At 71.2% G+C, this 12,984-nt stretch carries 12 protein-coding genes and 1 pseudogene; 4 read left to right on the forward strand and 9 right to left on the reverse strand.

Translation table 11 applies throughout. The features are described 5' to 3' along the window. Position 1: 1 nt before the first annotated feature. The 6 genes from AB0903_RS00200 to AB0903_RS00225 form a co-directional block, all read right to left on the reverse strand. Positions 2 to 2,008, reverse strand: coding sequence for a prolyl oligopeptidase family serine peptidase (locus AB0903_RS00200; protein ID WP_366697372.1), 2,007 nt, complete (start codon positions 2,006 to 2,008; stop codon positions 2 to 4). A 10-nt stretch (positions 2,009 to 2,018) separates the two neighbouring features. Further along, complete coding sequence (locus AB0903_RS00205; protein ID WP_366697374.1) at positions 2,019 to 3,365, reverse strand: M20/M25/M40 family metallo-hydrolase; 1,347 nt, start codon at positions 3,363 to 3,365, stop codon at positions 2,019 to 2,021. Beyond that, entirely contained in the window at positions 3,358 to 4,194 is an 837-nt protein-coding gene (locus AB0903_RS00210) for a M55 family metallopeptidase (RefSeq protein ID WP_366697376.1), read from the reverse strand. Before AB0903_RS00210 ends, AB0903_RS00205 begins: the two co-directional genes overlap by 8 nt. Before the next feature lie 122 nt (positions 4,195 to 4,316). After that, positions 4,317 to 5,540: an ornithine--oxo-acid transaminase gene (gene rocD / locus AB0903_RS00215; protein WP_366697378.1), complete on the reverse strand. Its 1,224-nt coding sequence runs from the start codon at positions 5,538 to 5,540 to the stop codon at positions 4,317 to 4,319. After that, a complete protein-coding gene (gene ddaH, locus AB0903_RS00220; protein ID WP_366697380.1) occupies positions 5,537 to 6,367 on the reverse strand; it encodes a dimethylargininase in 831 nt (276 codons plus the stop codon). The genes rocD and ddaH overlap by 4 nt, the downstream gene beginning before the upstream one ends. A gap of 205 nt (positions 6,368 to 6,572) precedes the next feature. After that, positions 6,573 to 7,223: a maleylpyruvate isomerase N-terminal domain-containing protein gene (locus AB0903_RS00225; protein ID WP_366697382.1), complete on the reverse strand. Its 651-nt coding sequence runs from the start codon at positions 7,221 to 7,223 to the stop codon at positions 6,573 to 6,575. A gap of 339 nt (positions 7,224 to 7,562) precedes the next feature. On the opposite strand from AB0903_RS00225, the gene AB0903_RS00230 reads away from it, so the two are divergent. After that, the gene (locus tag AB0903_RS00230) at positions 7,563 to 9,410 is read left to right on the forward strand and encodes an FG-GAP-like repeat-containing protein (protein ID WP_366697384.1); all 1,848 of its coding nucleotides are present in this window, start codon (positions 7,563 to 7,565) and stop codon (positions 9,408 to 9,410) included. A gap of 133 nt (positions 9,411 to 9,543) precedes the next feature. Here AB0903_RS00230 and AB0903_RS00235 read toward each other — a convergent pair whose 3' ends face one another. Continuing rightward, complete coding sequence (locus AB0903_RS00235; RefSeq protein WP_366697386.1) at positions 9,544 to 10,044, reverse strand: Lrp/AsnC family transcriptional regulator; 501 nt, start codon at positions 10,042 to 10,044, stop codon at positions 9,544 to 9,546. 175 nt (positions 10,045 to 10,219) lie between these two features. Between AB0903_RS00235 and AB0903_RS00240 the strand changes: the two genes are divergently transcribed. Beyond that, positions 10,220 to 10,357, forward strand: coding sequence for a hypothetical protein (locus AB0903_RS00240; protein WP_366697388.1), 138 nt, complete (start codon positions 10,220 to 10,222; stop codon positions 10,355 to 10,357). A 93-nt stretch (positions 10,358 to 10,450) separates the two neighbouring features. Here the strand turns inward: AB0903_RS00240 and AB0903_RS00245 are convergent, their stop codons facing one another. After that, complete coding sequence (locus AB0903_RS00245; RefSeq protein WP_366697390.1) at positions 10,451 to 10,894, reverse strand: SRPBCC family protein; 444 nt, start codon at positions 10,892 to 10,894, stop codon at positions 10,451 to 10,453. 138 nt (positions 10,895 to 11,032) lie between these two features. Between AB0903_RS00245 and AB0903_RS00250 the strand changes: the two are divergent. Then, a pseudogene (locus AB0903_RS00250) lies at positions 11,033 to 11,257 on the forward strand (radical SAM protein); the annotation flags it as partial. 35 nt (positions 11,258 to 11,292) lie between these two features. Continuing rightward, positions 11,293 to 11,499, forward strand: coding sequence for a hypothetical protein (locus AB0903_RS00255; protein ID WP_366697392.1), 207 nt, complete (start codon positions 11,293 to 11,295; stop codon positions 11,497 to 11,499). A 472-nt stretch (positions 11,500 to 11,971) separates the two neighbouring features. Here AB0903_RS00255 and AB0903_RS00260 read toward each other — a convergent pair whose 3' ends face one another. Continuing rightward, entirely contained in the window at positions 11,972 to 12,847 is an 876-nt protein-coding gene (locus AB0903_RS00260; RefSeq protein WP_366697394.1) for a hypothetical protein, read from the reverse strand. Positions 12,848 to 12,984: the final 137 nt, after the last annotated feature.

Raw genomic sequence — 12,984 nt, forward strand, 5'->3', positions numbered from 1 at the left:
GTCAACTCCGGTGTTTCCTCAGCTCCAGCAGCGGGACATCGGTCCGGGTGATGCCGAAGCTCTGCGCGTACAGGGACAGTTCGGCCTCCAGCGCGCGGACCAGCGTCTCGGCCCTGCGGAATCCGTGGCCCTCGCCCTCGAAGGCGATGTACGCGTGCGGGACTTCGCGGCCCGCCATCTCCTCCAGGAACCGTTCGCACTGCACGGGCGGGCAGATCACGTCGTCCAGGCCCTGGAGCAGCAGGAAGGGCGCGGTGATGTGCTCCACGTGGTTGATCGGCGAGCGTTCGTCGTAGCGTCCGGGGACCTCCGCGAACGGGCCGACCAGCGACTCCAGGTACCGGGACTCGAAGTCGTGGGTCTCGCCGGTGGTCCACGAGCGGAGGTCGAGGACCGGGTAGACGATCGTTCCGCAGGCGTACACATCGGTGGTGGCGAGGGAGGCGGCGGCGGTCCAGCCGCCCGCGCTGCCACCCCGGATCGCGAGCCGCGCCGGGTCCGCGGTGCCCTCGTCGGCGAGGGCCTGGGCGACGGCGGCGCAGTCCTCGACGTCCACGATCCCCCACTGCCCGCGCAGCCGGTCGCGGTAGGCCCGGCCGTAGCCGGTGGAGCCGCCGTAGTCGACCTCGGCCACGCCGATGCCGCGCGAGGTGAAGTACGCGATCTCCAGATCGAGGACGAGTCCGGCCCGGCCGGTGGGCCCGCCGTGCGCCCACACCACGTACGGCGGCAGTTCGTCGTCGGGAGCGACCCGGTCGGGGCTCTGCGGCGGGTAGACGTAGGCGTGGATGTCGCGGCTGTCGGGGCCGGTGAAGGTGCGGATCTGCGGCTCGGGGTAGTACGCCGGGTCGACCGGGTCGTCGTGCGGGCTGCCGACGACCCGGGTGTGGCCGGTACGGGTGTCGAGCTCCACGACCTCGTACGCGCTGCGCGGGCTGGCCGCGACACCGAACACGCGGTCCCCGAGCACGGCGAGCGTCGGCGCCCACTCGCTCCACGGGCCCGCGGCGTCGACGAGTTCGCCGGTCTCCGGGTCCAGTATCCCGAGCGCGGTGGCGCCCTTGCCGTGGATGACGGCGACCAGTCCGCTCTCCAGCGGCTGGAACCACTGGGAACCGATCTTCCACAGCGGCCCGCCGAACTCCTCGCCCCTGCCCGGGCACAGCGGCGTCCGGGCAGAGGGTTCTGCGGTGCCGGGCCGGATGCGCTGAAGGTCCCACCAGCCTCCGAGGTCGCCGGTGAACAGCAGGGAGCCGTCCGGAGCCCACTCGACCTGGGCGACCGACTCGTCCCTTTCGCCGGCCACCGGCCGGACGGAGCCGAACGGGCCGTCGTCCGTCACCTCGCCGAGCATCACGACCGTGGCGTCCCACGGCATCCGCGGATGGTCCCAGGCGAGCCAGGCCGCGTACCGGCCGTCCGGCGACAGGCGCGGCCCGGTGACGAAGCGGTGCCGGTCGTCGCTGAGTTCCCGTACCGCGGACCGGTCGCCGGCCGCAGAGCCGTCGAGCGGTACGGCGGCGATCACCCGGCGTACGTCGGTGGGCGAGGGGCCGGTGAACTCCTCGAGGACGCACCAGACTTCGCCGCGCTCCGGCCGCAGCTGCGGGTCGGCCCAGCGGAGCCCGCCGCCGATGCCGGAGACCGGGGTAAGCGGCCGTGGCCGCGCGCCGGGCAGGTCGGGTTCGTAGGCGTACAGCCGCTGGTCGGGGAAGTGCACGAAGACGACGAGCGGGCCGGTGCCGTCCCGGGCGGTTCCGGCCCACGGCAGGCCGCCGTACTCGATGACCCGGCTGCGCACGTTCCACGGGGCGGGGAGGACGGACTCCTCCGTGCCGTCGGCGCGCCGGCGCACCAGGGCGCGCCTGCCGCCCTCCGTCGGCCGCGGCGCGGTCCACCACACCTCGTCGCCGACGACGCCGAGATACTCGGGGTGACCGTCGTGCGAGGCGGCGAGCGCCGCGTCGATCGGTGACGGCCACGTTCCGTACGGCCCGGTGGGCACCATTGCGTTCCCCCTATGCCGTCTGCAGATAGTGGTCGAGGACCCGTACGCCGAAGTGGAGGGCGTCCACGGGGACGCGTTCGTCGACTCCGTGGAAAAGGGCCTGGTAGTCGAAGCCCGGTGGCAGCTTCAGCGGTGAGAAGCCGTAGCCGGTGATGCCGAGCCGGGCGAACTGCTTGGCGTCGGTGCCGCCCGACATGCAGAACGGGACGACGTGGGCGTCGGGGTCGAACGCTTCGAGGGCGGCGCGCAGTTTGGCGAAGGTCGGGGAGTCGACCGGGGCCTGCAGCGGGACTTCGTTGTGGTCGAACTCCCAGTCGACGTCGGGGCCGGTCAGCGCGTCCATGGCGGCGTGGAACTCGGCGTCGGTGCCGGGCAGGATGCGGCCGTCGACGAGCGCCGTCGCGTATCCCGGGATGACGTTCACCTTGTAGCCGGCTTCCAGCAGGGTCGGGTTGGCACTGTTGCGCACGGTGGCCTCGACGAGTTTGGCGGCCGGCCCGAGCTTGGCGAGCAGCTCGTCCACGTCGAAGCCGATGGTCTCCAGATCTGCGGCGGTCAGCGAGATGCCGTGCAGCGCGGCCAGTTCCAGGAGCGCCGCCTTGACGGTCGGGGTGAGCCGCACCGGCCACCGGTGCTCGCCGATCCGGGCGACGGCGGCGGCGAGCCTCGTCACCGCGTTCTCGCGGTTGACCTTGGAGCCGTGTCCGGCCCTGCCCCGGGCGGTGAGCCTCATCCAGGCCGTACCGCGCTCCCCCGCTGCGACGGGGTAGAGCGCGAGGCCCGGTCCGGCGTGGAAGGTGTAGGCGCCGGACTCGCTGATCCCTTCGGTGCAGCCGTCGAAGAGGTCGGCGTGCTCCTTGGCCAGGTAGGCGGAGCCGTCCTCCGCGCTGGCCTCCTCGTCCGCGGTGTACGCGATGACGATGTCGCGGCGGGGGCGGACACCGTGCCGTGCCCAGGCCCGCACGACGGACAGGATCATCGCGTCCATGTTCTTCATGTCGACCGCGCCGCGGCCCCAGACGACCCCGTCGCGGACCTCGCCGGAAAACGGGTGCACGGTCCAGTCGGCGGGCTCCGCGGGGACGACGTCGAGATGTCCGTGCACGAGCAGCGCGTCCGCTCCGGGGTCCCAGCCCTCGTAGCGGGCGACGACATTGGTGCGGCCGGGGGCGCGCTCCAGCAGTACGGGGTCGAGCCCGGCGCCCACCAGCCGCTCGGCGACGTACTCGGCCGCGGGCCGCTCCCGGCAGTCGCCGCCGCCGCGGTTGGTGGTGTCGACGCGGATGAGTTCGGAGGTGAACGTCACCACTTCGTCGAGGGCGCGGACGTCGATGGGGGTGTCGTTCACGTCAGCCATACTGCTCCTCCACTGCGGCCGAGACGATCGTCGTGACCGCCTTGAATGTCCGGATGCCCTCGTACATCGTCCCGCTGGTGTACACCACCCGCCGCTCGCCGCGTGCCCTGGCCACGCCGGGGACGACGGTCGCCGCCGCCGCGAGGTGTTCGGCGTCGAACTCGACCTCGACGGTGAACGGTCCGCCGGCGACCGGCTCGTGGCGTACGGCGAGGGCGGCGGCCTCCTTCGCCGCGGCACGGATGTCGGCCGCGGTGCGGGCCGGGGTGCGGCAGACGGCGGCGTAGCGCGAGACGTGGTCCTTGACGGCGACCTTGAGCGCCTCGGGGGCGTAGCCGAGCGCGTCCTCGCAGGTCAGGTCGTCGCCGGTGACGAGGACGACGGGCACGCCGTGTTCGGCGGCGACCTGGGCGTTGAGGTGGCCCTCGCTCGCGGGGACGCCGTTCAGCCAGACACCGGTGATGGAGTTGGCGAGGTAGGTGTGGGCGAGGACGCCTTCGGTGCCGGCGCCGGTGTGGTAGCCGACGAAGGCGATGCCGTCGACGTCGCCGTGCTGGACGCCCTCCACCATGGACAGGGACTTGTGGCGCCCGGTGAGCATCTCGGCCCGCTCGTCGAGCTCTTCGAGGAGCAGGTTGCGCATGGTCCAGTGCGCCTCGTTGATCAGCACCTCGTCGGCGCCGCCGTCGAAGAGGCCGAGGACGGCCGCGTTCACGTCGGAGGTGAACAGGGACCGGCAGCGTTCCCACTGGGGTGTGCCGGGCAGTACGTCGGCCGGCCAGGTCACCCCCGTGGCGCCCTCCATGTCGGCGCTGATGAGGATCTTCACGCACTGTCTCCGTTCCGCCTCGGCCACGCTGCCAGGAGTGCACCTTACGACAGCGTGGCCGTGGACCGGAGGGGCTGGTCACCCGCGCCCCGGCCGTTCCCGGGGCGCGGGTGGCGGGGCGGTCAGCCGAGGACCTTCTCCAGGGAGGCGAGGGCCGTTTCGAGTTCCTCGCGGGTGATCGTCAGCGGCGGCGCGATGCGGATCGTGGAGCCGTGGGTGTCCTTGACGAGGATGCCCTCCGCCATCAGCCGTTCGCTGATGTCGCGGCCGGTGCCGATGGCCGGGTCGACGTCGACGCCCGCCCACAGGCCCCGGGAGCGGAAGCCGACGACGCCGTTGCCGACGAGCGCGGCCAGGCCGTCGCGCAGCACCTCGCCCAGGTCTGCCGCCCGGCGCTGGAACTCGCCGGTGGCGAGCAGGTCGACGACGGCCGAACCGACCGCGGCGGACAGCGGGTTGCCGCCGAACGTGGAGCCGTGCTCGCCGGGCCGCAGCACGCCGAGGACGTCGCGGCGGGCGACGACCGCGGAGACGGGGACGATGCCGCCGCCGAGCGCCTTGCCGAGCAGCAGCATGTCGGGCACGACGGACTCGTGGTCGACGGCGAGGGTGGTGCCGGTGCGGCCGAGGCCGGACTGGATCTCGTCGGCGATGAACAGGCAGCCCGCCCGGCGGGTCAGTTCCCGCACGCCCGTGAGGTAGCCGTCGTCGGGGATGAGGACGCCCGCCTCACCCTGGATCGGTTCGATGAGCACGGCTGCCGTGGTCTCGTCGATCGCGTTCTCGAGCGCGGCGAGGTCGTTGTAGGGGACGATGCGGAAGCCGGGGGTGAAGGGTCCGAACCCGCCGCGTGCGCTCTCGTCGGTGGAGAAGCTGACGATGGTGGTCGTGCGGCCGTGGAAGTTGCCGTCGGCCACCACGATCGTCGCGCGGTCGGGGGCGACGCCCTTGACCTCGTAGGCCCATTTGCGGGCGACCTTGACGGCGCTCTCGACGGCCTCCGCGCCGGTGTTCATCGGGAGGGTCGTCTCGAGGCCGGTGAGCTCGGCGAGGCCCTCGGCGAAGCCGGCGAGCCGGTCGTTGTGGAAGGCCCGGGAGGTGAGGGTGACCTCGTCGAGCTGGCGGTGTGCGGCGGCGACGAGGCCGGGGTGGCGGTGGCCGAAGTTGAGTGCCGAGTAGCCGGCCAGCATGTCCAGGTAGCGGCGGCCCTCCACGTCCTCCACCCAGACGCCTTCGGCGCGGGCGACGACGACGGGCAGCGGGTGGTAGTTGTGCGCCAGAGCGGTCTGCTCGGCGCGGATGAGCTCCTCGGAGGAGCGCCGGGTGCGTACGGGGCTGAGCGTCATGCGCGGATCTCCTGAGTGCAGCACTTGATGCCGCCGCCGGCCTTGTGGAACTCGGACATGTCGACGGGGACGGGTTCGTAGCCGTGCGCGGCGAGCTGTTCCACGAGGGCGTGCGCCTGCGGGGCGACGAGGACGTGGCGGCCGTCGGAGACGGAGTTCAGGCCGAACGCCATGGCGTCCTCCCGGGTGGCGGTCAGGGCGTCGGGGAAGAGCCGCCGCAGCACCGCGAGGCTGCCCGGTGAGAACGCCTCCGGGTAGTAGGCGATGTTCGCGTCGCGCCCGGCGTGCCCGTCCTCGAGCACGAAGAGCGCGGTGTCCAGGTGGTAGAAGTACGGGTCGACGAGCTGGAGCCCGACGACCGGGACGCCGAAGAACTCCTGCACCTCGCGGTGGGCCCGGACCGTCGTACGGAAGCCGGTGCCGGCCAGGATGTGGCCGCCGACGGGAACGAGGTCGCCCTCTCCCTCGCACACCGCGTCCGGCCGGTGCACGTCGAACCCGGCGACCTTGAACCAGGCCGCGTACGCCTCCTCCTCCAGCCGCCGCTGCGGTGCGTGGAAGCGGGAGCCGAAGACCAGGCCGTCGAGGACGAGGGCCGAGTTGGCGGCGAACACCATGTCGGGCAGCTCGGCGTGCGGTTCGACGGTCTCGACCTTGTGGCCGAGGGCGCGATAGGCGTCGGTGAGGGCGGTCCACTGGGACCGGGCGAGGTCGTGGTCGACCTCTGTGTGCTCACTCATCCACGGATTGATGGCGTACTTCACGTCGAAGTAACGAGGTTCGCAGACCAGGTAACGCCTGGGACGCGGCATGCGGCTGGGTGGCACCCGGGTTCCCTCCCGATTCCTGAGGTGACCGCTCGACGGCGGAGACGGCGATGACGACCGGTGACGACCGGTGACGTCTCAACGGTAGGAATCGGGAGGTTCGGGCGACAAGGAACAAGTGCTGCGTGTACACGCAGGAATGCTGCGTCGTGGGGCCGTTCGGCGGCGTTTCACGTCGCCGCCGTCCGCACACCACTCGTTCGGGCTACGCGAGGGGAGCTCCGTACCACCGCCAGGTGCCGGGGCGGGGCCGGCCGGGGAGGTCGGCCCTGCCGGTCGACCAGAGCAGGGCGGGCCAGGGCTCGGCGCCGGCAGGCGTGTCCCGGAAGAGGCGGGCGAGTACCCGCGAGCAGAGGGCGGCGGGCGGCTCCCAGGGCAGCCCGAGACCCCCGGCCAGGTCATGGGTGTGCACCAGCGTCTCCACGATGCCCATCGCGGCGAAGCCCTCGGGGTCAGAAACCCCGAAGAGATGGTGGGACCGTACGTCCGGCGAGGCCGTGCGCACCATGGCGATCAGCAGGGCGCCGCTCGCCTCCAGCACCTCGAGCAGGCCGTCGGGGCCCGCGGCACGGTTCGCGTGGACGGAGTTCGCGGGCCCGCCCGGCCGGCGGCTCTCGCAGCCGAAGGCCACCTCGCGGTCGAGCGGCGGGGTGCGGGGACCGAGCTGGACGGCGTAGGCGAAGAGGTCGTCGGCGAGGTGTTCGGCCGTCTCCCAGCAGGTCCACTCCAGGGTGCCGGCCTTGCCGTCCCAGGCGGAGGTGGGCGCGCCGCGGAGGGCCTCGACCGAGAGCCGGACCGCGAGGTCGAGGTCGTCGGCGGTGACGGGGGCGCGTTCGGCTGCGGCGGTTGGCGACATACCGGGAACGGTACGCGGTATGCCCCGGCACACCCGTCGGCCGGGCACCGTGGGGCACATCCATCACCGGACGCCGTGATGACACACCGTCAACTGCCGCCGCAGCAGGTTACGTTGACAGATCGTCGCCGTCGCGAGCTATTTTTGACCGGCATCCTTGCCGACTGATCACACATGTGCGAGAGGAGTGCGGGCGCTGCTGCACCGAGAAGGCCGAGCCCGACCCACCACCCGCACAGCCGGAGCGCCGCTCCGGGCAGATCGGAACACCCCGCGGCCCGTGCGGAGTTCCCGCCTGCCGGATGCCGTACGCCTTGACCGACCAACAAGGAGTCCCACGTGCCCGTTCAACGTTCCCGGAGCATACGCGGCATGGCGCTGCTGGCCGCAGCGACCGCAGTCGGCACCCTCACCGTCACCGCCCCCGCCCGGGCCCTGGTCGGCGACGCGGTCACCGACGGTTCTTACGCCTTCACGGCAAGGGTCGTCGTCGGCGACAAGGCGGCCTGCACCGGCACGCTGGTGGACGCGCAGTGGATCCTGACGGCCGCCAGCTGTTTCGCCACGGACCCGCAGCAGCCCACCGGCGTGCCCGCGGGCGCGCCGCGGGAGCGGACCACCGCGGTCGTCGGCCGCACCGATCCGACGGGTACGGGCGGGAGCGTGACCGAGGTCGTGGAGCTCGTGCCCCGTACCGACCGCGACCTGGTGATGGCCCGGCTCGCCGTGCCTGTGACATCCGTCGCCCCCGCCGTGCCGGCCACCACACCACCGGTCCCGGGCGAGACGCTGCACGCGCTGGGCTACGGCCGCACCGGGACGCAGTGGGTCCCCGACCGGCTGCACTCCGGTGACTTCACCGTGACGAGCACCGACGCCACAACCGTGGGCATCACCAGCGACGGCGGCAGCATCTGCCAGGGCGACGCCGGGGGCCCGGCCCTGCGCGAGACGGACGGGCGGGTCGAGCTGGCCGCCGTGCACAGTGCGTCGTGGCAGGCGGGCTGCCTGGGCTCCGACGAGACCCGCAGGGGCGCCGTGGAGTCGCGGGTGGACGACCTGGGGCCGTGGATCGAGCAGATCCGCGCTCTTCCCCGCGAGTCCCAGGTCACCTCCGGTGACTTCAACGGCGACGGCAAGGACGACGTCGCCGCCTTCTACGACAACGGCACGTCGGCCGAGGGCAAGAACCGCTCCTCCCTCTACACGTTCTTCAGCACCGGCACCGGTTTCCGGGCGCCGGTGAAGACCTGGAGCACACCGGGCGGCTTCACCTTCGCGTCCTCCAAACTGACCGCAGGCGACTACAACGGCGACGGCAAGGACGACGTCGCCGTCCTCTATGACAGCGGCACGGCGGCGGACGGCAAGAAGATGTCGTCGCTGTACACGTTCTTCAGTGACGGCTCTGCCTTCAAGGCGCCCCGCAAGTCGTGGACCACGCCCGGTGGTTTCACCTGGGAGGCGAGCAAGGTGGCGTCCGGCGACTTCAACGGCGACCGCAAGGACGACATCGGCGTCTTCTACAACCGCGGTGTGTCGGCGGACGGCAAGGCCACCTCGGCGCTGTTCACGTTCACCAGCAAGGGCCTGGACTTCGACTCCCCGCGGCTGAAGTGGGAGAGCACCGGCTCGTTCAGGTGGAGCGCCTCCAAGCTGACCGCCGGTGACTACAACGGCGACCGCAAGGACGACATCGCGGTCTTCTACGACCTGGGGAGGTCCGCCGACGGCAGGAACCGTTCGTCGCTCTTCACGTGGACCAGCACGGGCACCGGATTCCAGGCACCGCGTACGACGTGGACCGCCGGCGGCGGCTTCACCTGGGATGCCGCCAAGGTCGTCTCGGGCGACTACAACGGCGACCGCAAGGAGGACGTCGGGGTCCTGTACGACCGGGGCACCTCCGCCGACGGCAAGCACGCCTCGTCGCTGTTCACGTTCCTCAGCGACGGCGTGGACTTCGGTGCGCCGCGCGAGATGTGGGCGAGCACCGGTTCCTTCCACTGGAACGCCTCCCAGCTGACCGCCGGTGACTACAACGGCGACGGCAAGGGCGACGTCGCCGTCCTCTACGACGGCGGCAGGACGGCCGACGGCCGCCTGCGGAACATCCTGTTCTCGTTCCTGAGCACCGGACCGGGCTTCCAGGCACCGGTGAGCCGCTGGTCGGGCACCGTCATCTGACCTGCGTGGAGGACCTGTGCCCGCGTACCACCCGGTGCGCGGGCACACACGCGCGGACGCCCGTCGGCATCAGCCGACACAGGCGCCAGCCGACACAGGCGTCAGCCGGCACAGGCGTCAGCCGGCACAGGCGTCAGCCGGCGCTCTCGCCCGACGTCGCGGCGCGGCCGGCACCGGCCTCCGGGCTGCCGGTCAGCAGGTGCGAGAGGACCATGTAGCTGATCGTCTTGCGGATGAACGGTTCGACCCTGATGCGCTCCAGCACCTCCTCGAAGTGCTCGACGTCCGTCGCCCGTACGTGCAGCAGCGCGTCGGCGCCCCCCGTCACCGTCATCGCGGCGGTGATCTCGGGATGGTTGCGCACGACCTCGGCGAGGCGCCGGGGAGGCGCGGCACCGGCGCAGTACACCTCCACGTACGCCTCGGTCGCCCAGCCCAGCGCGGCGGGCCGCACCGTCGTGGTGAAGCCGGTGATGATGTCGTTCTCGCGCATCCGGTCGACGCGGCGCTTGACCGCGGTGGCCGAGAGCCCGATCGCCGCGCCGATCTCCGAGAAACTCGTCCGCGCGTTGGCCACCAGGGCGGCGACGATCTTGCGGTCCAGCTCGTCGAACGGCGCGGATTTGTTCGTCATACGATGTTCCTTCTGACGGCCCTGTCGCGCGCGGACCCTATCGGAAGACGGCCGCGGCCCGCACGTCGGCGTCCCGCAGGGTCGGGCTCCACCAGGGTCGGCCGGGTACGGTCGGTTCGCGTGCCCGAGCTGCAGATTCCGCTCGGTCCGCCCGCCGCCGGCGACCTGGAGGACGGTGGCGACCGGCGGACAGCCCGACGCGATGACCGTGTACTCGCCCTTCGCCTTGCACGCGAAGTGGGAGCAGGCCGGGCACGACCCCGGCCAGACGTTCGAGAGGTGCCTCAACAGCCCCTGGAAGAGGCCCAAGTGAGGCGCCCACCAGGGGCTTTCCCGCCGACCCGGCACACGCGGGGTCGGCGGGCGCACTTCGGGGCGGCGGGAAAGACCACTCGAACCGGTGAGGTTACTTCTCCACGTTCGCGGCGAGATTGGCCAGCACGGCGTCGTAGATGCGTCCGAGCCCCTTGGGGGCGAAGGTCTTCTCGAAGAAGCCGCCGATGCCACCGGCACCGTTCCAGACGGTGCTCACGACCACCTTGCACTTGCCCTCGCCGGCCGGGGTGACCGTCCAGGTGGTGACCATGGAGGAGTTCCGGTCCTTCTCCACGAGGCGCCCGTCGGTCGGCTCGGTCACCTCGAGCAGGCAGTCACGGACGCGCTTGCTGGTCGCCTGCAGCTTCCAGTGGACGAGGGTACCCTCCCCGTCGCCGCCCTCGCGGACCTCGTACTCGCTGAAGTGCTCGGTCAGGAGCTTCGCGCGGGTGTTCTCGTAGTCGGCCACGGCATCGAACACCGTCTCCGCGTCCGCCGCGACGATCCGTTCCGTGGTGGCTTCGACCTGCGCCATTTTGGTTGCTCCTCCATCACTCACTCCAGCGGGATGCCGCTAGCCAACCACCTCCCGCACGGGCCCCCCAAATCGCCCTTGCGGCGATCATGGGAACAAATGTTCTATTCTGAGGTCAGTGCGAACAAGGAGGCACCCATGCGCTGGGACAATCTGGCCGACGGCCCCGCCCCGTCCGGGGACTCCGCCCTGTTCGGTACGTCGGCGGTCACCACCCGGACCTTCGACACCCCCGAGTTCCGCGGCATCACCTTCCACGAGGTCCGCGCCCGTTCGATCCTGAACCGGGTGCCCGGCGCGTCACGGATGCCGTTCGAATGGACCGTGAATCCCTACCGGGGCTGCACCCACGCCTGTGTGTACTTCACTGCATGACCCTATTGAGCCCGGGAGGGCCGATGCTCAGCACTCCGAACGCGGACAAGGCCTGGAAAGGCATGGCGAGGTCATTCCCGACCCCGGAGGCGCCCGGCCAGTATGCCGCCCCGAGCAAGGCGGAGAGGACGGCTTACGCCGTGCTGCTGCATGAACCGGCTGCGCGCTCAGGCGGCGCCGACGCGAGTCAGTGGCTGCTGCTGCGCGACCGCACAGCGAAGCGCCTGTAACCGACGCACGAGCAGCAGCCACACTTCAGGATGCTTCTCGGAAGTTGAGCCTGAGCTGCTCTTCTGACGGAGCATCAATCGGGTAGGAGGGCCGGGCGACCCGGCCCTCCTACCCGATTGACACGTCGGCGTCTCGCCATGGACATCTTCGAGTTCCGGTGGTGTCCCGGAGGAGACGTTTTGCTGCCACCGGCCGGACGCGAAAACGACGCTGATCGCCGAAGCCCCGAGCAAGACACCGATGAGGCCCGTCAATGCACCAGCCGGGACACGCATAGGCCTCCAACCAGACCCCTGACGGCCTCCCACGAGTACGCCCAGTCCCCGACGCGGAACAGCGGCGCGGGAGCGGTCAACTGGTTCGCCACTGCCGATCATTGAACACTCCCTCAACGCGCGAACACGAAGCGTTTCGGATCAATAGGCTGTTTCGTCCCCATATCTAGGGGCTTCGGTGGTGCGGTGCGATGTCTCACGCCCCTTTTCGGAGGCGTTCACTGACCTGTCTCCCCAAAGCAGGTGTGAGGTATCCGGATGGAAGGTCCACACCGAGCGACAGCGCGAGGTCAGCGGCGTACAAGTCCACGACCGATTCAGTGAGGTCCGCCAGGTTGACCGCCGCTTCTCGGCCGCGTCGCCAGCCGTTGAGCAGTAGGACAGCACCGACCAGGGCCGCAGGCCACCACTGGCTGCCCAGGCACAGGTAGAGCACGCCCCAGCCGCCCTGTGTCGACGCGCCGGTCAGTGCCGCGCGGGCCGCGATCAGATCGGTGCGGCAGGTTTCCGGCAGCAAGATCCACAACCGGGGCCAGGCGTACGGGAAGTCGAGCCCGTACTGGCCGTGGACGCGGACTCCCACGCCTCGTAGCCGGTCACCGATCCACGTCGGTCTGGCCGGCTGGGTGAGCGCGATGGCGTTGCGGGCTTCGGCGAGAGCGGCTCTATCCGCCTCGGAGACGCGTTCGCTTGCCGATGCGCGCTCGACCGCAGAGTCCGCGCGGCGCCACCGGTCCCGGCGCTGTCGGGTGAGCCTGCCGGTCAGCCACGTCGGACCTGAGAGCAGCCACACCCTCTCCACCACGCCGCCGAGTCCACGCGCCAGCAGACCGATTCCGGCCCCGACCACCAGGATCACCACGGACAGCAGGACGGCCCGCACCGGGCGATGGTCGAAGTGGGCGGCGAAGTCCTCGGCGGCGCGAGCCAGCCGCCGCCAGGCGAGGGCCTCGCGGTGCCCGAGCACGGACCCCGCCGCGGCAAGGACGATGAAGAGCGCACCGGGCAGGGCCAGCAGGCTCACCCAGCGTTCGGCGAGCTTCTTGCCCAGCTCGGACAGGAACGTGTTCATCCGAAGGACATCGGCTCGCCGAACAGGGCACATTCAGGCAGCGGGCCGCCCGGATCGCGGCGCTTCGCACGCGAACAGCGCCGGCCCGGACAGGTGTACAAGCCGGCCGGTGGCGGTGCGGGCGCCTGGCCGGGGGC

Origin of the sequence: Streptomyces sp. NPDC048389, assembly GCF_040706335.1 — a bacterium.
In the GTDB taxonomy this organism is placed as follows: Bacteria; Actinomycetota; Actinomycetes; order Streptomycetales; family Streptomycetaceae; genus Streptomyces.